This window comes from Paraburkholderia sp. BL17N1, from assembly GCF_003634175.1.
Taxonomy (GTDB): domain Bacteria; phylum Pseudomonadota; class Gammaproteobacteria; order Burkholderiales; family Burkholderiaceae; genus Paraburkholderia.
Genome location: NZ_RBIW01000001.1, coordinates 1,610,691 through 1,631,384, shown reverse-complemented (window position 1 = coordinate 1,631,384; position 20,694 = coordinate 1,610,691). Strand labels below are relative to the sequence as shown.

Here is a 20,694-nt window from a genome sequence, read left to right as displayed (position 1 = left end):
GTGTGCGAGGCGGTTAGCGGAGTTACCCGCGTGCGTTGGTAAAACGCTCTCCAAACAGAATAGCGAACTGGTTCATGGCGGAGGACCAGTCGAATGCCGCCCGTACAGACTTCGCCAGCACGTTGCGCAATGCCAGCCACAATAGCTTGATGGCGGCCTCGTCGTTGGGGAAGTGGCCGCGGGTCTTGATGATCTTGCGTAGTTGCATGTTCAGGCTCTCAATGGCATTCGTGGTGTAGACGACACGGCGTATGTCGGGCGGAAACACGAAGAACGGTGTGACGTTCTCCCACGCCCGTCGCCACGACTGCACGATGGTCGGATACTTCGCGCCCCATGGCCCTTCGGCAAAGGCCTCCAGGGCCTGCTGCGCGGCCTGTTCGTTCGCGGCGGCATAGACCGGACGCAGCGCTGCGGCGACGCCTTTGCGGTCCTTGTAACTGGCGTATTCCAGGCTGTTGCGGATCAGGTGCACGATGCAGGTCTGCACGGCCGTGCGCGGGTACGCCGTGCCGATCGCCTCGGCCAGCCCCTTCAGGCCGTCGACCACCGCGATCAGGATGTCCTGGCAGCCCCGGGTCTTCAGTTCATTGAACACCTTCAGCCAGAACTTCGCACCTTCGGTCTGCTCGATCCACAGGCCGAGCACGTCGCGCTGGCCGTCGGCCTGAATGCCCAGCGCCAGATACACCGCCTTATTGCTCACCACACCGTCACCACGGATCTTCACGCGCAGCGCGTCGAAGAACACCACCGGGTACATCGGCTCAAGTGGACGGCTTTGCCAGGCAAGCGTTTCGGCCATCACCTCATCGGTGACCGAACTGATGAAGTCGGGCGAGACCTCGGTGCCATAGCTTTCGGCCAGAAACGCCTGGATCTCGCGCACGCTCATGCCGCGTGCGTACATGGCAATGATGCGTTCGTCGAAGCCCGTGAAACGGCGCTCGTGTTTGGGAATCAGGATCGGCTCGAAGCTGCCTTCACGGTCGCGCGGCAGATCGACCCGCACCGGGCCACGCTCGGTGATGACTGTCTTGCCGCTGGCGCCGTTGCGTTCATTGGTCTGCTCCGCAGGCTTGGGCTGGCCGGGCCGGTAGCCCAGATGCATGTTCATTTCGGCGCCCATCGCGCGCTCGATGAGCGCCTTGTTGAACGCCAGCATCAGGTCCTGAACCTCGGCGGGCGTCATCGGACCCTTCACCAGTTCATCCAGCAGCGCTTCAGGCAGTTCAGGCAGCGGCCCGCGGGCCGCTGCCTGAGACGCGACGGTGCGTTTCTTTTTCATCGGCATATCCATGACCTTGATCCCTCATGATATGCCCCGCCCACGAAATTACGGATAGGTCCTTACAGCAGGACTTCGGCGCAAAAATCCTCGCCGACAACCTGTTCACCCTGCTCAGCGATCTCGATGCGCCGCACGACGACAGACATGCCAGCCGTCCTAACCGGGTGTATGCACTGGGCGCACTCAAGCCCATCCTCGGCGCGTGTCTTCTGCGCATCCAGCGCTGCCTGGACGGCCTCGCCGGTGTGCTGGAAATGATCCAACAGACCCGATGCCGGATACAGCCCTCACGCTCCTATACAAGACCACCCAGAAAAGCCAAGCCCCACTTCCACCTCGCGTACAAACTTGCTTGATGCAGCGGAGCTTAAGTTGAGAGCATTGCTGTGCGGGGCAACGCCAATAGACCACTAAAAATTCAAGCAAAGGCCCAACACCCCAAGCATAACGAAACCCAACAACCGAGCCGCCCCAACCCTCATGCAATAGCCAACTCCACAGCCCGCACCCGCTCCTGATGCACAGCATCCTTAATCCCAGCAGGCGCATCAGCAAGCCGCTTAGCCACAGCACCGGCATCGACGCCACGCGCAGCGACAAGAGCGACTCTCAACCTCTCAGCCTGCGGATACTCCCGCATCTCAAACCCCAACCGCCCGCGAGCATCCGCCTCACACGCCTGCAAGGCTTCAGCAAACCGCGCAGGTTTCCGAATCGCATCACTACGCTCAAGCAACCTCACCAGCGCGGCAGCGCCCATTTCCATCACGCGATGAATATTGCCATGCTCCCGCGCGACCAGCACCGCAAGATCGCGGCAGTCGTTCGGCACCCGCAACCGCTCGCATAACGGCTTCAACAGATCCACACTGCGCGCCTCGTGGCCGATATGCCGCGGCAACACGTCTTCCGGTGTGGTCGCCTTGCCGAGATCATGCGCCAGCGCGGCAAATCGAACCGGCAGCGCGTAGCCCTGCTGCGCGGCATGATCGACCACCATCATCACGTGCACACCCGTATCGACCTCAGGGTGATAATCGGCACGCTGCGGCACGCCAAACAGCGCGTCAATCTCGGGCAGAATCCGTGCCAACGCCCCAGACTCGCGCAGCACCTCGAACATCCGCGACGGTTTCTTCTCCATCAAGCCGCGCGACACTTCCTGCCACACGCGCTCGGCCACCAGCGCATCCACTTCGCCGTCAGCCACCATCTTGCGCATGAGCGTCAACGTCTCCGGCGCGACAGTGAAATCCACAAAGCGCGCCGCAAACCGCGCGATCCGCAAAATCCGCACGGGGTCTTCGAGAAACGCGTCGCTGACGTGACGAAACAGGCGAGCCTGCAAGTCACCCTGGCCGTTGAACGGATCGATCACCGGGCCGGTCAACTCGCCGTCCGGACGCACTTCACGCGCCATGGCGTTGATGGTCAGGTCGCGGCGCGCCAGGTCTTCCTCGAGCGTCACGTCCGGCGCATAAAAGAACTGAAAGCCGTGATAGCCTGCCGCCGTCTTGCGCTCCGTGCGGGCGAGCGCGTACTCCTCGTGCGTCTGCGGATGCAGGAACACCGGAAAATCCTTGCCGACCGGCCGGTAGCCTTGCGCCACCATCTGCTCCGGCGTCGCGCCGACCACCACGTAATCACGGTCCTGCACGGGAACGCCCAGCAACTCGTCGCGAATCGCGCCTCCTACAGCGTAGATGTTCATGGGCATACGTCTAGGTAGGCAACCGCGTGCGTTTCGTTCAGCGCGTCGTCGATCCACGCCTTCACCGCCGGCAGTTCGGTTACGCGCCGCATATAAGCTTTGGAGACTTCCGACAACGCGGGTTGCCACGTGTTAAAGCGCATCACGACTGGCGCGTACATTGCGTCGGCAATGCTGAACTCGCCGAACAAAAACGGGCCGCCGTAAGCGTCGAGACAGTCGCGCCAGATCGCCTCGATTCGCGCAATATTTGCCAACGCGCCCGGCGTTGCATTCTTGCCCGGAAACGACGCGCGAATGTTCATCCACATGTCCGAGCGCAATTCCCCGAAGCCCGAATGCATTTCCGCGCTCACGCTACGTGCGCGGCTGCGCGCCGCCGCGTCGCGCGGCCACAGCGCATGTTGGGGAAAGCGCTCGGCCAGCGTTTCGGCGATCGCCAGGGAATCCCATGTGGCGGAACCGTCGTCGTTGACCATGCAAGGGATCTTGCCCGGCCCCGACGGCGCAAGCGCGAGCACTTTCGCGTTGGTGTCCGGCTGATTCAGATGAATCAACACTTCCTCGAACGGAATGCCGAAATGTTTGAATAGCAGCCACGGCCGCATCGACCATGACGAGTAGTTCTTATCACCAATAAGCAGCTTCATGCTTTGCACAAGGAATGAGAGGAAATTTAACGTCCCGCGCTGGCGCGGAATGCGTCGAAACGTGAACGCGTCGACGCGCCGGTCAGGTAGATCGGCGCGATCGTTTCGATGCTGGCCGGCTCGATGCCGAGTTCGGGCGCAAGCGGTCCGCTCAACACGTTGTCGACTTTCATCGAATCGAGATTGTCGCGCGAGATCACCGGTTCGCCTGGCGCCATTTCGAAGGTCAGCGCCTGCAGCCGCGCGAACGCTTCCGGCAGGCGGATGATGCGTGCATGCTTGCCGATCACATCGCCGCAATATTTGACGAGATCTTCGAGCGAGTAAACGGTCGGGCCGCCCAGTTCATAGGTGCGTCCGCCGGCGGCGTCGAGATCGAGCACATTGACGATCGCCTTCGCCACATCGCCGACATAGACTGGCTGGAATTTCGCATCCGGCATGGCAAGCGGAATCACCGGAAACATCCGTTGCAACATGGCGAACTTGTTGAGGAATTGATCTTCCGGGCCGAACACGACGGAGGGCCGGAAAATCGTCCACGCCAGATTCGCGGCGTGCACGGCCTTCTCGCCGTCGCCCTTCGAGCGTGTGTACATGCTCGGCCCGTTCGGGTCGGCGCCAAGCGCACTGATATGAAGCAGCCGGTGCACGCCCTTGCCTTCGCATGCGGCGACGATTTTGGTCGGCAATTCCACATGCATCCGCGCGAATTCCGGACCGTACGGCGTGCCGCGTTTGCCGTGCAGCGTGGCCACCAGATTGATCACGCAATCCGCGCCTTCGACGAAGCGCGCGAGCTGAACCGGATCGAACACGTCCGCTTCGATCACGTCGATGGGCAAGAGGGTGAGATGGCGGGCGTTGTAGCGCCGCCGGGTGGCGATGCGCACGTCTTTGCCCATTTCGACGAGGGCGTTGACGAGATGGCTGCCGATAAAACCGGAGCCTCCAATGATCGCAATGGCTTTATGTCGCATTTTCGACTCCCTGGTGGAAGCCGCGGCAACGGCTGGCGTGGCGCGCCGCCGCCTCTGAATGAAGCGGCGGCGGCACGGCGCTTTACGGCGCGATGTAACCCAGACGCGCCTTCAGCGATTGCGGACGGCCTTCGAACAATGCCGCGTAGTAGACCGTGTTGGACAACACATTCTTAACGTAGTCGCGCGTTTCCTGGAACGGAATCGCCTCGGCGAAGATCGCGCCTTCCACCGGATGCTGCAAGGACTGCCGCCAGTTGCGCGGACGGCCGGGGCCGGCGTTATAGCCCGCGGTGGCTAACACGGCCGATCCATCGAACTGATTGTAGATCATCGACAGATAGTTCGTGCCGAGCAGGATGTTGGTGTTGATGTCGTTCATCTGCTCGCGCGAGATCGGACCGAGGCCGATCTTCTTCGCGACCAGTTGCGCGGTACCCGGCATCAATTGCATCAAACCGCTCGCGCCGACTTCCGAGCGCGCGTTCATGATGAAGCGCGACTCCTGGCGAATCAGGCCGTAGGCCCATTCCACATCCAGGCCATTCGACTGCGAATCGCGCTCGACGATATCCTTGAACGGCGACAGATACCGCAGCGAGAAATCATGCTCGCTCTTCGTGCGGTCCGCGGTATTGACGGTGCGGTCGTACAGCTCGATACGGCGTGCGTATTCGGCGGCCGCGATCAGTTGCCGGTCGCTCATGGTGCGCAGCGGCCAGTTCCATTCGCGATTGCCTTCGAGCCGCAGATTCAGCGCGTAGAAACGCTGCGCCAGATCGAAACCGGGCGTATTGCCGGCCTGCTGCACTTCGGCGTCGCTCACCGTGGTTTTCGGCGGGACCGTGATCTTCTGGCCCAACTCTTCCGCCGCCAGTTGGCCGTAGAAGTTATAGCCCTGCGAGATCGACTCGAATTCCTGGTTGGCCGTGGTCGTGTCGCCGGCCTGCTTGAGCGCGCGGGCATGCCAATACACCCACGACGGCTGATTGCGCAGCGCAGCAGGCATCTGTTCGATCGACCAGCGCACCATCGTCCAGTCGCCCGCGAGCAAGGCGGTGCGGGTGCGCCATTCATAGGCGGGGTTCGACAGCGGCGCATTCGCCGACAGGCGATACCAGTCCACCGCGCTCGGCATCTGTTTAGCGGCCGCCTGATAGGCAATCGTGCCCCAGCCGATGGCGCGTTCGGGCGAGCTCAGCGACGGCGCCACCGACGCGAACGTGGCTGCGGCCATGGCCGGATCGTTGCGCGCCATCCGCGTGATGGCCAGCAGCGCCAGTTGATGCGACTGCGTATCCGGACCTACACCACGCGCCAGCAGCAACGGCGGCGTAGTGGTGGCCTGATTGAACAGCACCGGATCGGGTGGCTGGTTGCTGAGCGCGTCGACGAGCTTCGCGCCCGTGTTGGTGTAGTTCTGTTCGTAGGCGAGGCGAATCTGCTGCCACACGTCGGCGGAAGTGAACTGCTGGTTGATGGACAGCGAGGTGATCAGATCGACGCAGCCGTCGCCGTACCACTTCGGATCGACCAGTAGCGCGCGCGCCGCGTCGGCCACATTCTCGCCGCGCGAGGCACGCGATTCGAGCGCGTAGCACTTCACCTGCGTGTCGTCGTTCAGCACGAAGCGGGCGTATTGCTGATCGAAGTTGCGCCAGTCGTGCCGCGCCCCGAGCACCGTGAGGTAGTCGTTGCGCATGCGGTCGGCGATCGCCTGGCCGTCGTACTTCTGCAGGAACGCCAGCACCGGCGCGTCCGGCGCGTCGATCCGCGCGTGGCCGCTCGAATCGAACAACTGCGGCTTGATCTGGAAGTACTCCAGATACGAAGGCGCCGGGTAGCTCGGGATCATGGCGGCCAGTTGCGCGGCGCGCCCTGCGTCATTATTGCGAGAGGCTTCGCGCAATTGGACGAAGATCTGGTCGTCGTTCGTGAGTTGCGAAAGGGGAAGGGGCTTGACGGCGGAGGCCGTGCTGCACGCGACGAGTGCCGCAGCGGCAAGCGCCAGACCGGCCGCGCGATATACTCGGTAAAGGCGTTTTGACATCGTTGTTTCTGGAGCGCGAATTGAACCCAAGCATAGCATGCAACCCTGCCGCGGAATCGAAAAAGGCGCTGCGGAAAATGCTATTGGAAGCAAGGCTGCAAGCCGCTTCCGAGCCGGCGCACAATACCGCGCTCGCGCGGCACCTGCTCGATGCATTGAAGCAGTACGGCGTGCACAGCGTGGGATTTTACTGGCCGCTCGCCGGCGAGTTCGACGCGCGCCCCGCTATCTCGGTCTGGCTCGCGGCAAATGCGCAACGCGAGGCGAGTCTGCCGGTCGTCAAGGAACGTAGCGCCCCGCTTGAGTTTCACGCATGGACCCCCACCACGCCGATGAGGATAGGCCATCACAAGATCGGCGAGCCCACGTCCGGGCGGATTGTGATTCCGCAACTGCTGTTCGTGCCGTGCGTGGGCTTCGATTCACACGGCTACCGGCTCGGCTACGGCGGCGGCTATTACGATCGCACGCTGGCTGCGTGGCCCGGGGAGACTCGGCCGATCACGGTCGGCATCGCGTATGAAGCATGCCGCACACAGTCATTTCTACGCGAAGTCCACGACATTCCGCTCGACCTGATCGTCACCGAGGCTGCACTCTATCCGCGCCCGGTGGACTGAGCATCTGGCAAGCGCCGCGCTGCGGCAAACAGACAGCCCTGCGTTATAAAGACGCCGCCGCCCGCGCCGCCGTGTCGTAAAGACCTGACGCGTTGCGCATCAGTTGCGCCGCTTCGCCGATCTGCTCGTTGGTAAGACCGCTTTCCTTCAGCGTCGAAATCAGACAGCTCTCGCGCACCTCGCGATATTTCAGACAGAGCTCGCGGCCCGCATCGGTCGCCGAGAAAAACACTTCCTTGCCGGTCTTTTCGCTTTTTACATACCCTCTAGCTACGAGCTTCTTCAACGCGTAAGTGGCGACGTGCGTGTCCTCGATGTTCAGCACGAAGCAGATGTCCGCCAGCTTCTTGCGTCGCTCGCGATGGCTGACGTGGTGCAGCAGCGAGACCTCGATCGCGGTCATGTCCTTTTCGCCGGCCGCCGACATGCAGCGCACCATCCATCGGTTGAATGCATTGCCCGCCATGATGAGCGCGTACTCGAGTTCGGACAGTTCCGCGCTGGTCTCGGACACGAGATGTTCCGAGGAGACGATCTTGGTGGGATGGCGCGACATGGTGACGATTCTCGGCAAACAGGTTGGGAAGGTGTCGGGAGTGTACGACGCGCGTTCGCTCCCAGGGAGCCTGGCACAAACGCTTATTGAGAAATTGTTGATATTTTATTGATAATGTACGCTTCAACCGTCGCCTGCCCGATGTCGATAACCGATCAGAGGGCGTGCCGTGCCCGAATCCTCCGACTCGACCTGGGCCCTTGATCCATGAGCCAACCTAGAATTTTTCCGCTCGGCGATGCCGCGCTAGTCTGCGAGGCGCCGCCGCCCGCCACGCTGGAATGCCAGCGGCGCGTGTGGGCGGCCGCCGAGGCCGCGCGCGACTGGCCGCATGTGCTGGAGGTGGTGCCGGGCATGAACAACCTCACGCTCGTCTTCGACCCGCTCGAAGCCGACCGCGACGCGCTGGTGAGTCATCTTCAAGCGGCGTGGGATGCGGTGAGCGACGCGCCCGCGCCGGGCCGCGAAGTTGAGATTCCGGTGCAGTACGGGGGCGAGTTCGGCCCCGATCTGCAAACGGTCGCCAATCACACGGGCTTGAGCGTGCGCGAGGTCGTCGAACGTCATTCGCAGGGCGAGTACGTGGTGTTCTTTCTCGGCTTCCAGCCGGGCTTCGCCTATATGGGCGGCCTCGAAGCCGCGCTGCATACGCCGCGTCGCGCGTCGCCGCGGCTCGAAGTGCCGGCCGGCTCAGTCGGCATCGGTGGCGAGCAGACCGGGATTTATCCGGCCACTTCGCCCGGCGGCTGGCAGTTGATCGGCCGCACCGAGCTGCCGCTGTTCGACCCGGCGCGCCGGCCGCCCACGCTGTTGCAGCCGGGCGACCGGGTGCGCTTCACGATCGCGGGGATACACGCATGATCGATGTGATTCGCGCGGGTCTATTGACCACGATTCAGGATCTCGGCCGCCACGGCTACCGGCACCTCGGCGTCGCGATGGGTGGCGCGCTCGATCGTCTGTCGCTCGAAGTCGGCAACCGGCTGGTCGGCAACCGGCCCGATGCGGCGGGTCTGGAGATCACCTTCGGCCCGACCGTGCTGCGCTTTCTGCGCGCCACGCGGGTCGCTATCACCGGCACCGAATTCGGCGCAACGCTCGACGGCAAGCCGGTGTACTCATGGTGGAGCCTGCCGGTGCAGGCCGGCCAGGAGCTGGTGCTCAATGCGGCGAAGCGCGGCATGCGCGGCTATGTGTGCGTGGCGGGCGGCGTCGACGTCCTGCCGATGCTCGGCTCGCGCAGCACCGATCTGGCCGGCCATTTCGGCGGACTCGGCGGCCGCGCGCTGCGCGACGGCGACCGCCTGCCGGTCGGCGCGCCGCCACAGCGCGGCCATCTCGGCTTTACCTCCGAGGCGCCGGAATTCGGCGTAAAGGCGCCCGCCTGGTGCAAGTTCGTGCTGGTGCATGAGCCGCTGCGGCGCGGCCGTCATCCGTCGGGCGTGCCGTGGGCGGTGCCGATCCGCGTACTGCGCGGGCCGGAATACGAGAGCTTCACCGATGAAGCCCACGAGTCGTTCTGGTCCGATGAATGGCTCGTCACGCCGAACAGTAATCGCATGGGCTACCGCCTCGCGGGCACCGAACTCAAGCGCACGCGCAAGGCCGATCTGCTTTCGCACGCTGTGCTGCCCGGCACGATCCAGGTGCCGCCGAACGGCCAGCCGATCGTGTTGATGAGCGACGCGCAAACCACCGGCGGCTATCCGAAGATCGGCGCGGTGATTCAGGCCGATCTGTGGAAGCTCGCGCAAGTCCGCCTGAACGCCGCGGTCCGCTTCATCCCGACGACGCCCTACGAGGCGCGCCAGGCTCTACTGGACGAACGCACGTATTTGCGGCAGATCGACGCCGCAATCGCAATGCATGAAGAACGCTGCGCACGGCAAGCGGCCGTCGCGGCACTGTAACGATGAGCGTCTCCAAGCCGGCGCTTTGCGCCGGCCGCCGAGGGAGCCCAGGAAAACCCGCGGCACCCCGGCGTTTTGTTGAAAAGTAGAGGAACACCATGGAAATCGATTTGAACGCCGATCTCGGCGAAGGCTGCGGGTCCGACGAGGCACTGCTCGACCTGGTCAGCTCGGCCAACATCGCGTGCGGCTGGCATGCGGGCGGCGCCAATGCGATGCGCGACTGCGTGCGTTGGGCGGTGGAGAAAGGCGTGTCGATCGGCGCGCATCCGAGCTTCAACGATCCGGAAAATTTCGGCCGCAAGGAAATGGATCTGCCGGCCAACGACATCTACGCGGGCGTGCTGTATCAGCTCGGCGCGCTGTCGGCGATTGCCCAGGCTGAAGGCGGGCGCATCGCGCACGTCAAGCCGCACGGCGCGCTGTATAACCAGGCCGCGCGTGACAACAAGATTGCCGACGCCATCGTCTCCGCAGTGCACGATTTCGATCCGTCGGTGGCGGTGTTCGCGCTGGCCAACAGCGGACTCGTGACGGCCGCGCGCAACGCGGGTCTCGTCGCCGTCGAAGAAGTCTTCGCCGATCGCGGCTATCGCGCGGACGGTTCGCTGGTGCCGCGCAAAGAGCCCGGCGCGCTGCTCGACGACGAAGACGAAGTGCTGACGCGCACGCTCGCAATGATTCGCGAGCAACGCGTGCAGGCCGTGGACGGTCAATGGGTGTCGCTGAACGCGCAGACCATCTGCCTGCACGGCGACGGGCCGCATGCGCTGGCGTTCGCGCGGCGCATTCGCGGCGCGTTGCAGGACGCGGGCATCGAGGTCCACGCGGCCGGTGCGGCGCGCGCCTGAAGCGCTGGCCAAAGCGTCGCCAGAAGTGTCGCCAGAAGCGCGAGCCGGACAGCGCGATTCAAACCTCGTGCACCTTGCAACGCCCCGCTTCAAGCGGGGCGTTTGCCAGGTACAGGACACATTGCAGTACCCGCAGTCGATCAGCAGGCGCAGGTGTAAATGCAGGTGTAGTTCGAAGCAAACGCGGCCGTCAAGAGCCGTGGCAACAAGACGGCGTCTGGACGACCAGCCGCCGGCCCACGTTAGCCGTCACAAGCGGCGAGGTTGAAACCCTGTTTGGAGATCCAGATGCAGACAACAGTCAGTCTATGGCCGCTCATTGGCGTGGCCGTCATCATCGTCGGCTTTTTATTGCGGTTCAATCCGATGCTGATCGTGGCGGTCGCCGCGGTCATCACGGGCCTGGCCGCGCACTTCCCGCCTGAAAAGATTCTCGCCGATATCGGCACCGGCTTCATCAAGACCCGCAATATCCCGCTGATCATTCTTCTTCCGCTCGCCGTGATCGGCTTGCTTGAACGGCACGGCCTGCGTGAACGGGCGCAAACTTGGATCGGCAGCATCAAGGCCGCGACCGCAGGGCGACTTCTGATCGTCTATCTGCTGGTGCGCGAGCTAACCGCCGCGGTCGGCCTGACTGGGCTCGGCGGCCATCCGCAGATGGTGCGTCCGCTGATCGCGCCGATGGCCGAAGGCGCGACCGAAACCCGCTTCGGCAAGATCAGCGACGCGGTGCGTTTCAAACTGCGCGCGTTCTCCGCCGCGACCGACAACGTGGGCCTCTTCTTCGGCGAGGACATTTTCGTCGCGTTCGGCGCGATCGTGCTGATGACCACCTTCCTCAAGGAAGCGGGAATCATCGTCGAACCGATTCACGTGGCCGTGTGGGGCATTCCGACCGCCATTTGCGCGTTTCTCATTCACGGCTTCCGCCTGTATCTGCTCGATCGCAGGCTCGAACGCGAACTGCGCGGCAATGCCACGGCGAGCAACGCCGCCGGTTCGTCGACGCAATCCGCGGCAGGAGACAAAGCATGACATTCACGATCACCTATCTTTTCTGGCTGCTGGGCCTCGTGCTGCTGGTAGTCGGCGGCATGATCGTCACGGACAAGGATCATCCGCGCCGTTTCACCGCCGGCGGCTTCTGGATTCTCTACGCGCTGATCTTCCTGATCGGCGATAAGCTGCCGCCCGCCGTGGTCGGCGTGCTCGTGATCGTCATGGCGCTGATTGCCGGCTTCGGCGGCGTGACCGCGGGCAAGCCCAGGGTGCTGTCGCTCGAAGCGCGCAAGGCGAGCGCCGCGCGTCTGCGTAACAAGCTGTTCGTGCCCGCGCTGACCATTCCGGTCGTCACCGTGATCATCACGCTGTCGGCGAGCCATCTGGTGTTCAACGGCATGCCGCTGATCGAGAAGGCGAACGTCACGCTGATCGGCTTCGGCATCGGCTGCGTCATCGCGCTGGCAATTGCCTGCGTGATGACGCGCGACACCGTCGGCCAGTCGATGAAGGAAGCGCGCCGCCTCGTCGACGCGCTGTCGTGGGCCGCCGTGCTGCCGCAGATGCTCGGCATGCTCGGTCTCGTGTTCTCGGATGCGGGCGTCGGCAAGGCCGTCGCGCATGTGACCACGGCGTACATCAGCCTCGACTACCGCTTCATTGCGGTGGCCGTGTACTGCATCGGCATGGCGCTCTTCACCATGGTGATGGGCAACGGCTTCGCCGCGTTCCCGGTGATGACGGGCGGCGTCGGCGTGCCGATTCTGGTGGGCGTGTTTCACGGCAACCCGGCCGTGATGGTCGCGATCGGCATGTTCTCCGGCTACTGCGGCACGCTGATGACGCCAATGGCCGCGAACTTCAACATGGTGCCGGCCGCGCTGCTGGAACTGCCGGACAAGAACGCGGTGATCAAGGTGCAGATTCCCACTGCGCTGACCTTGCTGATCGTGAATATCTTGCTGCTGAACTTTCTGATGTTTCTGTAGGACTCGCACCGCTGATGTCGATAAACACCGACGTATCGTCGGACCGCTCTGCGATGCGTTGGTGAAATGGACTCACTGGAACGCCTGGATGCGACCGAATTAGGATGCGTCCGATCGTCGGGAAATGGGGGGCGACCATACGATGCTGGACGCTCTCCCATCCACACGCGGCGGCGCGCGCAGCGCGCACCGCCGACGCTCTCCCGCAGGTTTCCATGGAACATCGATCCCAGCCTGATCGCGCGCGCACCGAACCGCCGCGCGCCGCTTACCTCGCCTCATTGATCGACGCCGCGCTCGAAGCGCATCAAGCCGGCCGGCTCGACGCCGCCGAATCCCTCTATCGCGAAGCCCTCACGCTCGATCCCGGCCATACGGGCGCGCTGCACTACTTCGGCGTGCTGCAATTCCAGCGCGGCGATCATGACACTGCTGCCAGCTTGATGAGTCGCGCGCTCAAACTCGACCGTCACGACGCCGCCTGCTGGAGCAACCGGGGACTCGTGGCCGCCGCACTCGATCATCTCGACGAAGCAATGATCTGCTACGACCAGGCGCTGCAAATCCAGCCGGATTTCGCCGATGCGCGCAACAACCTCGGCGTCGCACTGCAAGCACAAGGTGACTTCAATGAAGCGATCGAACAGTACCGGTTGGCGCTGGCCTCGAATCCCACGCTGCTCGACGCGCGTCTGAACCTCGGCACGGCGCTCAGCAAGCTCGCGCGTTTCGACGAAGCCCTGGTGTGCTATCACGAGGTCTTGTCGCTCGACCCGACGTCGGCGGAAGCGCACTTCAACGTGGGCAATGCGCACAAAGCGCGAGGCGATCACGGCGCGGCAATCGCCAGCTTCGAGCGAGCCCTCTCGCTGCGCGCGAATTACGTGGAGGCGCACATTAATCTGGGCAGCCTGATCGGTAAGCTCGGCGACTACGCGGGTGCTGAAGCGCATTACCGGCGCGCGGTCGCACTCAAACCGATTCCGACTCACCTCGTCTGTCTGGGTGGATCGCTCGGTGCGCAAGGCCGGCTGGACGAAGAGGAAGGCTTCTATCGCCGGGCGCTCGCACTCGACCCGGACTACGCGGACGCGCATCAGAATCTCGCGTGGCTATTGCTCAAGCGCGGCGACTATCGACAAGGCTGGGCTGAATTCGCGCTGCGCTGGCGCAAGAGCGACTATGACGCGATCGCGGTGCCGGGCGTCGCTGAATGGCGTGGCGAGCCGCTCGAGGGGCGTCGTCTGCTGCTGGTCGGCGAGCAGGGTTTCGGCGACCACTTCCAGTTCCTGCGCTTTGCGAGCGTGCTGGCCCAGCGCGGTGCGACGGTCGACCTGTGTGTGCGCGAGCCGCTACTGCCTTTGGTCCGACGCATCGCGGGCGTGCATCGCGCATTCAGCGGCAAACCCGACGATGAATACGATTTCTGGGTACCCATGATGAGCGTGCCGTCGTGTATCGGCATGGATGTCGCCGACATTCCCGCAGAGGTGCCTTACCTGTTCGCCGACAAAGCGAAGATCAAGGCATGGCGCAGACGGCTCGGCGCGACCGACAAGTCGAAGCGCAAAGTGGGACTGGTCTGGGCCGGCAGTCCCACATTCGGCAACGACCGCTACCGGTCGATGCAGCTAGCCGACCTGAGCGCGCTCAGCGAATTGGAGGACATTGCCTGGTACGCGCTGCAAAAAGGCCCGGCGCATGGGCAACTGGCCGACGCGCCGCCGGCATTCCGTGCGCACGATTTCACCGCCGATCTGCACGGTTTCGAAGACACGGCCGCCTTGATCATGAACCTCGATCTGGTGATCGCCGTGGACACTGGCGTCGCGCATCTGGCGGGAGCGTTGGGCAAGCCGGTGTGGTTGATGTTGCCCGCCAATTCCGACTGGCGCTGGCTGGAAGCACGCAGCGACTCACCGTGGTATCCGGGGATGAGGTTGTTCCGTCAACCGATGCTGGGGGATTGGGCGCCGCTGGTCGAAGAAGTGACCAGCGCACTGCGCGACGGCGGTTTCTAATGGCCACGCCGCGCTGAGGCCCGCGGCCTGCGCGCGGCATCTCTGACGCCGGGCATCAACGAAGTGCGGCCTACGGACGCCGCCGCTGCTGCGCCAGCATATAGGCGCGCAACAGTTTGTTGATGCGCGTCTGATAACCCTGGCCCTGCTCCTTGAACCAGTTCAGCACGTCCGCATCCAGACGCATTGTCACGGCCTGCTTGGGCGGAACGTGCAACTCGGCGCGTTGAAAAAAATCGTCGCCGAGTTCGGGCACGTCGCTCGTATCGATTTGCGCGTCGCCTGTTTTGGCGAGTCGCTTCCAGTCTGTTCCCGATGCCTTAACCATCATTTCACCTCTGCTCATGCTTGACTGCCACAGTGCCCGTCAATGCCAGACACGCTGCTTGTAGTGCTTGACCTCATGCCGCGAGGCCTTGCGTGCCGAAATGATCCGGATCTCACGTCCTCAACCCGTTCGACATACACCACAACGCCCACAATGTTTGCGATCCAGCCCATCGCGAACCAGCGGTCTTCGCCGTAGTCTTCCCGCTGGTCCAACGCCGTGAGTAACGGGTGATTGAACACGTCGATAGCATCCTGAAAATCGATACCGTGTTTGCGAATGTTGATCTGATTTTTGATTTCGTCCCATTCAAACAGCACGCGCCACCTGTATTGACGTTTGTACATACATCATAGCATGCAAAGGGCCGCTATGGCTGCGTGTGCCGCGAGCATTTTGCGGCATACGTGTACGTCGGACTGGGTGCTTCGAAGACCGGTTCCTATGATGGCCGAACGGCCGATCCGGTTTAGGACGTTTGAGTCGTTACGTGCATTTCGTGCTCGGTTCCGATGAACCTCACCCCGCCTCGACCACGAATCCGTGCTGCCGCAAAAGCTGCAGAACGCCCTTGCGGCCGCCAAGATGCAACGCGCCGATCGCCACGAATACCGGCTTGTTCGGGGCGGCGATCAACAGCATCTTCGAGACGAAGCGGCGGTTGCGGTCATAGACGATCTTGTTGTCGATCGAATCGGAAATGCGTTTGTCGCGGGCCAGCTTTTCGGATTTCGCGGCCTGCCAGGCGGCGATCGCATCCGCATCGCCGACACGCCAGAGACGATGCAAGGTCCGCACGTCCGCGACATTTTCTGCCGGCGTCTGCACCAGATCCTGCGCCAGCATCTCGCGCTGCTGCGCGAGCGTCAGCCCTGTGAACGCGCGCATCTGCTGCGATAAAGTCTCCAGACCGACAATCTTGCCGCGCGTGCGCAGATACACGTTCTGCAGTTGCGCTTCCGACCCGTACTCGGTCTGTAGGCCGGCACTCAACGAATCGTAGGTTTCGACCAGCAACGAAGCGAGCCACGGCCGCATCTTCTTGATGGCGTCGAGTGCCGCCGGGTTGCCGTGCAGCCGGAGGGCGAGCTTGCGCCACAAAGGATCAGGCAGCAGTCCCGGCAGACAGTCGCGTTTGCAGACGCCGTACTTAGAGACGTCGTCTTGCGAAACCAGCAGTTCGTCGGGTGAGAGTTCGAGCGCCAGCGTCGGCGAGGCGGCTAGCGCGCCGAGGATCGGGGCACGGAAAGGCTGATCGGCAGGGTAGTCGGCGGGATCGCCGACATGCAGTGTGCCCAGCACGTAAATGGTGGTCGTGCCGCGTGTCGCGGCATAGAACGGCATGCGCGCCGGTTGCGCCCGCACCGGGCCGCTCGCGGTGGTGCCTGGCAAGGCAGGCGGCGAAGCGGGCGGCGGATTGGAGCCCGGCACGCGGGCGCGCGGCGGAGCCGGCATGTTAGGCACCGGCAGCGCCGGGCGCCCGGCCTGCGCGGGCGCATTGGCAGCCGCGCCGGCGGCATGCGCGACGCCGAACGAGTCCATGCCCAGATGAAATACAGAACAAACGACAAAGAGCGCGGCACCCGCCAGTGCACGCGCCCTCCAGCGCCGCGTTGAAGCGGCGTTCAAGCCGCCGTCACGCAAGCGGCGCGCAAGACGACGCGCCGCCAACCCATCAGGCATCCACGTCCCCCACCTCCTCGGCGCGGTGACACGACACCTGGCGGCCATCCACTTCACGCAGCTTCGGTTCTTCGCTGCGGCAGCGGTCGATCACGTACGGGCAGCGCTGATGAAACGTGCAACCCGACGGCGGATTCAGCGGCGACGGCATTTCGCCTTGCAGCTTGATCTTGATCGTGCGATCCGCCTCGAAGATCGAGGGCGTGGCCGACATCAGCGCGCGCGTGTACGGATGACGCGGGTTCGAGAAGATCCGCTTCTTGTCGCCGAGTTCCGCCACGCCGCCGAAGTACATCACCATCACATCGTCGGCGATATGCTCCACCACCGAAAGATTGTGCGAGATGAACACGTAGCTGGTCTTGAACTGTTCCTGCAAATCCATGAACAGATTCAGAATCTGGGCCTGGATCGACACGTCGAGCGCCGAGACCGGTTCGTCGGCGACCACGATCTGCGGGTCGAGAATCATCGCGCGCGCAATCGCCACACGTTGCCGCTGACCGCCGGAGAACATATGCGGATAGCGCTTCGCATGTTCCGGACGCAGGCCGACGGTGCGCATCATCTGCGCGATCCGTTCGGCGCGCTCGGTCGCGCTCAGTTGCGTGTTGATTGCGAGCGGTTCGCCGAGCGTCTGCTCGACGGTCTTGCGCGGATTGAGCGAGGCAAACGGGTTCTGGAACACCATCTGCACGCGCCGGCGCAGCGCCGCGATCTTCGCGTGATCGGCGCCGGCCACGTCTTCACCGTCGATCAGCAGACGGCCCGCGGAGGGCGCTTCGATCATGGTCAATTGACGCGCGAGCGTCGATTTGCCGCAGCCGGATTCGCCGACCACCGCCAAAGTCTTGCCGCGTTCGAGCGCGAACGAGACGCCGTTGAGCGCCTTCACCGTGCCCGACGCGAACATGCCGCGCTTGACCGTGTAGTAGCGCGCCAGTTGCTCCGCGACCAGCACGTGGTCGCCCGCATGGTCGGACTGGCGCCGCGTTTCGAGTACTGCGTTCATCGTGCGCCTCCATGGGTGTGAACGTTGGCGTCGCCGCTCAGGTTCAAAGGTTTGATGCAGCGCACGCGCGCCACTTCAGCGTGACCTTGCATCGGCGCAAGCGCGGGCCGCGCTTTCAGGCAGTCGTCGACGACATACTTGCAGCGCGGCGCGAACAGACAGCCTTTGGGACGGTCGTCGCGGCCCGGCACCATGCCCGGCAACGCGGCGAGCCGCACGGCGCCGACATTGTGCTCGGGGATCGCCGCCAGCAACGCTTCCGTGTAAGGATGATGCGGCGCGGCGAAGATGTCCGGCACTTTGTTCGTTTCGATCACTTCGCCAGCGTACATGACCGCGACGCGTTGCGCGACTTCGGACACCACCGCGAGATCGTGCGAGATCAGCACGAGAGCCATGCCGCGTTCTTTCTGCAGCTTGATCAGCAACTCCATGATCTGCGCCTGGATCGTCACGTCGAGCGCGGTGGTCGGTTCGTCGGCGATCAGCAGTTTCGGGTTGCAGGCAATCGCCATGGCGATCATCACGCGCTGGTTCATGCCGCCCGACATCTGATGCGGAAACGAGCCGATACGTCCTTTCGGGTCGGGAATGCCCACCTGATCCAGCAGTTCCAGAGCGCGTTTGTCCAGGGCGCTGCCGCGCAAGCCTTCGTGCAGCTTCAGCACTTCCTTGATCTGATACCCGACGGTATAGCTCGGATTCAGACTGGTGAGCGCGTCCTGGAACACCATCGCGATGTCTTTGCCGATGATCTTGCGGCGTTCCTTCGCCGATGCCTTCAGCAGGTTTTTGCCGTTGAAGGTGATTTCGTCGGCGGTGACTTTGCCCGGCGCGTCGATCAGGCCCATCAGCGCCATCATCGTCACGCTCTTGCCCGAACCCGATTCGCCGACCACGCCGACCACTTCGCCCGGCGCGACATCGAGGTTGATCCGGTCGACAGCTGGCAGGCCGTTGAAATTCACCGCCAGATTGCGGATGGTCAATAAGCTAGACATTTAGGCCATCCTTTTCAGTTTGGGATCAAGTGCGTCGCGCAGCCCGTCGCCGAGCAGATTGATCGCGAGCACCGAGATCAGGATGGACAGACCCGGCATGGTGACGATCCACCAGGCGCTGTCGATGTAATCGCGCGCCGAGGCCAGCATCGCGCCCCACTCCGCCGACGGCGGTTGCACACCAAGGCCGAGAAAACCGAGCGCCGCGGCATCGAGAATCGCCGACGAAAAGCCTAACGTAGCCTGCACGATCAGCGGCGCGGTGCAGTTCGGCAGCACTTGCGAGAACATCAAACGCAAAGTGCCGGCGCCCGCCACGCGCGAAGCCGTCACGTACTCTTTCTGCAACTCGCCCTGCGCCGACGCGCGCGTCAAACGCACATAGCCCGGCAAGGCGACGATCGCGATCGCAAGCATCGTGTTGACGAGACCCGGACCGATGATCGCCACCACCGCTACCGCGAGCAGCAGCGACGGCAGCGCGAGCAGCACGTCCATGATGCGCATGATCGGCGTGTCGGCCCACTTCTCGAAGAATGCCGCGATCAGACCGAGCACGACGCCCGGAATCAGCGCAAGCACCACTGAGACGAAGCCGATCCAGAACGACAGCCGCGCGCCGTACATCAGACGCGAGAGGATGTCGCGGCCCGCTTCGTCGGTGCCGAGAATGAACTTCCAGTTGCCGCCCTCGAGCCAGGCGGGCGGAATTTTCACGAAGTCGCGGTATTGCTCGATCGGACTGTGCGGTGCGATCAACGGCGCGAAGATCGCGATGATGATCAGCACGAGCACGATGACGCCGGCGCTGACAGCGCCGCGGTTACGTGAGAAATTCGCCCAGAATTCACGGGCGGCGATAGCGCGGCCACTGGGCGGCGTGACCGACTGGGGGACTGTATTTTGAATGTCTGCCATTTCGGTTTACCTCGTATGGCGGATGCGCGGATTCAGCACGCCGTACAACAAATCGACGACGAGGTTCACGACGATCACCAGCGTGGCGATCATCAGGATACCGCCCTGCACCACCGGATAGTCGCGCCGGCCGATCGCGTCGATCAGCCACTTGCCGATACCCGGCCATGAAAACAGCGTCTCGGTCAGCACCGCGCCCGCGAGCAGCGTGCCGACCTGCAAGCCGATCACCGTCACCACCGGAATCAGCGCATTGCGCAACGCATGCACGACGATCACGCGTCCCGGCGACAAGCCCTTCGCGCGCGCGGTGCGGATGTAGTCCTCGCGCAGCACTTCGAGCATCGACGAACGCGTCATGCGCGCGACGACCGCCAGCGGAATCGTGCCGAGCACGATGGCCGGCAGGATCAGATGGCTGAGCGCGGATTTGAACGCGCCTTCGTCGGTGGACATCATCGCGTCGATCAGCATGAAGCCGGTCACGTGCGGAATGTCGTATTCGACCGCGATGCGGCCGGACACCGGCGTCCAGCCGAGCTTCACGGAGAACACCATGATGAGGATCAAGCCCCACCAGAAGATCGGCATCGAGTAGCCGGTCAGCGCCGTGCCCATCACGCCGTGATCGACCACCGTGCCGCGCCGCAAGGCCGCGAACACGCCCGCCGGCAAGCCGACGATCAGCGCGAACAGCATCGCGCAGATCGACAGTTCGACGGTAGCGGGAAAGCGTGCGAGGAATTCGCCCGTCACGCTGGTGTTGGTGATGATCGAGGTGCCGAGGTCGCCGTGCAGCGCGCGCCCAATGTAGTGGACGTACTGCATCGGCAGGGATTCGTCGAGCCCGAGGCGGTGCATCGCCGCGGCGTGCATGGCGGGATCGACGCCGCGCTCGCCCATCATCACTTCGATGGGGTCGCCCGGTATCAGGTGAATCAGCGCGAACGCGAGGATCGTGATGCCGATGAAAGTCGGAATCACCATGCCGATGCGGCGCAAAACAAAGCGGAACATGGTTCGTCCCTATGGTCTTGGTGAAGAAAAAACGCAACCGGCGACGAGGGCTCGTGACCCCGGTCGCCGGACCATTTCGACCAGTTTTCTAACCGTGCGAAAAG

Annotated in this window: 21 protein-coding genes; 8 read left to right on the top strand and 13 right to left on the bottom strand. The window is 63.5% G+C overall.

The features are described from left to right. Positions 1-22: 22 nt before the first annotated feature. Positions 23-1,288: an IS256 family transposase gene (locus B0G82_RS07130; protein ID WP_116148735.1), complete on the bottom strand. Its 1,266-nt coding sequence runs from the start codon at positions 1,286-1,288 to the stop codon at positions 23-25. 26 nt (positions 1,289-1,314) lie between these two features. Between B0G82_RS07130 and B0G82_RS07125 the strand changes: the two genes are divergently transcribed. Then, the gene (locus B0G82_RS07125; protein ID WP_241974511.1) at positions 1,315-1,647 is read left to right on the top strand and encodes a hypothetical protein; all 333 of its coding nucleotides are present in this window, start codon (positions 1,315-1,317) and stop codon (positions 1,645-1,647) included. 122 nt (positions 1,648-1,769) lie between these two features. Here B0G82_RS07125 and B0G82_RS07120 read toward each other — a convergent pair whose 3' ends face one another. The 4 genes from B0G82_RS07120 to B0G82_RS07105 form a co-directional block, all read right to left on the bottom strand. After that, positions 1,770-3,002 carry a multifunctional CCA addition/repair protein gene (locus B0G82_RS07120; RefSeq protein WP_121307047.1) on the bottom strand — a complete coding sequence of 411 codons (1,233 nt, stop codon included), beginning with the start codon at positions 3,000-3,002 and terminating at the stop codon, positions 1,770-1,772. Next, positions 2,999-3,652 carry a glutathione S-transferase family protein gene (locus tag B0G82_RS07115; RefSeq protein ID WP_106284852.1) on the bottom strand — a complete coding sequence of 218 codons (654 nt, stop codon included), beginning with the start codon at positions 3,650-3,652 and terminating at the stop codon, positions 2,999-3,001. The genes B0G82_RS07120 and B0G82_RS07115 overlap by 4 nt, the downstream gene beginning before the upstream one ends. Positions 3,653-3,678: 26 nt before the next feature. Further along, complete coding sequence (locus B0G82_RS07110) at positions 3,679-4,632, bottom strand: complex I NDUFA9 subunit family protein (protein WP_116143768.1); 954 nt, start codon at positions 4,630-4,632, stop codon at positions 3,679-3,681. Between the two features lie 82 nt (positions 4,633-4,714). Further along, entirely contained in the window at positions 4,715-6,682 is a 1,968-nt protein-coding gene (locus B0G82_RS07105) for a lytic transglycosylase domain-containing protein (RefSeq protein WP_121307046.1), read from the bottom strand. Between the two features lie 77 nt (positions 6,683-6,759). Here B0G82_RS07105 and B0G82_RS07100 point away from each other — a divergent pair, with 77 nt between their 5' ends. Continuing rightward, complete coding sequence (locus B0G82_RS07100; RefSeq protein WP_241974510.1) at positions 6,760-7,302, top strand: 5-formyltetrahydrofolate cyclo-ligase; 543 nt, start codon at positions 6,760-6,762, stop codon at positions 7,300-7,302. 43 nt (positions 7,303-7,345) lie between these two features. On the opposite strand, the gene B0G82_RS07095 is transcribed toward B0G82_RS07100, so the two are convergent. Continuing rightward, complete coding sequence (locus B0G82_RS07095) at positions 7,346-7,858, bottom strand: winged helix DNA-binding protein (RefSeq protein WP_106284849.1); 513 nt, start codon at positions 7,856-7,858, stop codon at positions 7,346-7,348. Positions 7,859-8,065: 207 nt separating this feature from the next. On the opposite strand from B0G82_RS07095, the gene pxpB reads away from it, so the two are divergent. The 6 genes from pxpB (at position 8,066) to B0G82_RS07065 (ending at position 14,631) form a co-directional block, all read left to right on the top strand. Continuing rightward, complete coding sequence (pxpB, locus tag B0G82_RS07090; protein ID WP_106284848.1) at positions 8,066-8,719, top strand: 5-oxoprolinase subunit PxpB; 654 nt, start codon at positions 8,066-8,068, stop codon at positions 8,717-8,719. Next, on the top strand, positions 8,716-9,768 hold the full coding sequence (locus B0G82_RS07085) for a biotin-dependent carboxyltransferase family protein (RefSeq protein WP_116118478.1): 1,053 nt from the start codon (positions 8,716-8,718) through the stop codon (positions 9,766-9,768). The genes pxpB and B0G82_RS07085 overlap by 4 nt, the downstream gene beginning before the upstream one ends. Positions 9,769-9,866: 98 nt before the next feature. Further along, a complete protein-coding gene (pxpA, locus tag B0G82_RS07080; protein ID WP_106284846.1) occupies positions 9,867-10,619 on the top strand; it encodes a 5-oxoprolinase subunit PxpA in 753 nt (250 codons plus the stop codon). Positions 10,620-10,907: 288 nt separating this feature from the next. Beyond that, entirely contained in the window at positions 10,908-11,657 is a 750-nt protein-coding gene (locus tag B0G82_RS07075; protein WP_121307045.1) for a DUF969 domain-containing protein, read from the top strand. Next, positions 11,654-12,610 carry a DUF979 domain-containing protein gene (locus B0G82_RS07070; RefSeq protein WP_121307044.1) on the top strand — a complete coding sequence of 319 codons (957 nt, stop codon included), beginning with the start codon at positions 11,654-11,656 and terminating at the stop codon, positions 12,608-12,610. The genes B0G82_RS07075 and B0G82_RS07070 overlap by 4 nt, the downstream gene beginning before the upstream one ends. Before the next feature lie 215 nt (positions 12,611-12,825). Beyond that, a complete protein-coding gene (locus B0G82_RS07065) occupies positions 12,826-14,631 on the top strand; it encodes a tetratricopeptide repeat protein (protein WP_121307043.1) in 1,806 nt (601 codons plus the stop codon). 70 nt (positions 14,632-14,701) lie between these two features. Here B0G82_RS07065 and B0G82_RS07060 read toward each other — a convergent pair whose 3' ends face one another. From B0G82_RS07060 to B0G82_RS07030, 7 genes are all read right to left on the bottom strand, one after another. Then, positions 14,702-14,959, bottom strand: a complete 258-nt coding sequence (locus B0G82_RS07060) for a BrnA antitoxin family protein (protein ID WP_106284858.1) — start codon at positions 14,957-14,959, stop codon at positions 14,702-14,704. A 14-nt stretch (positions 14,960-14,973) separates the two neighbouring features. After that, positions 14,974-15,306, bottom strand: coding sequence for a BrnT family toxin (locus B0G82_RS07055; protein WP_241974508.1), 333 nt, complete (start codon positions 15,304-15,306; stop codon positions 14,974-14,976). Positions 15,307-15,478: 172 nt separating this feature from the next. Beyond that, entirely contained in the window at positions 15,479-16,642 is a 1,164-nt protein-coding gene (locus B0G82_RS07050; protein WP_121307042.1) for a TraB/GumN family protein, read from the bottom strand. Beyond that, a complete protein-coding gene (locus B0G82_RS07045) occupies positions 16,635-17,654 on the bottom strand; it encodes a peptide ABC transporter ATP-binding protein (RefSeq protein WP_012434666.1) in 1,020 nt (339 codons plus the stop codon). Before B0G82_RS07045 ends, B0G82_RS07050 begins: the two co-directional genes overlap by 8 nt. Next, the gene (locus B0G82_RS07040; RefSeq protein WP_116143752.1) at positions 17,651-18,655 is read right to left on the bottom strand and encodes an ABC transporter ATP-binding protein; all 1,005 of its coding nucleotides are present in this window, start codon (positions 18,653-18,655) and stop codon (positions 17,651-17,653) included. The genes B0G82_RS07045 and B0G82_RS07040 overlap by 4 nt, the downstream gene beginning before the upstream one ends. After that, the gene (locus B0G82_RS07035) at positions 18,656-19,573 is read right to left on the bottom strand and encodes an ABC transporter permease subunit (RefSeq protein WP_121307041.1); all 918 of its coding nucleotides are present in this window, start codon (positions 19,571-19,573) and stop codon (positions 18,656-18,658) included. A 6-nt stretch (positions 19,574-19,579) separates the two neighbouring features. Further along, a complete protein-coding gene (locus tag B0G82_RS07030) occupies positions 19,580-20,590 on the bottom strand; it encodes an ABC transporter permease subunit (protein WP_121307040.1) in 1,011 nt (336 codons plus the stop codon). Positions 20,591-20,694: the final 104 nt, after the last annotated feature.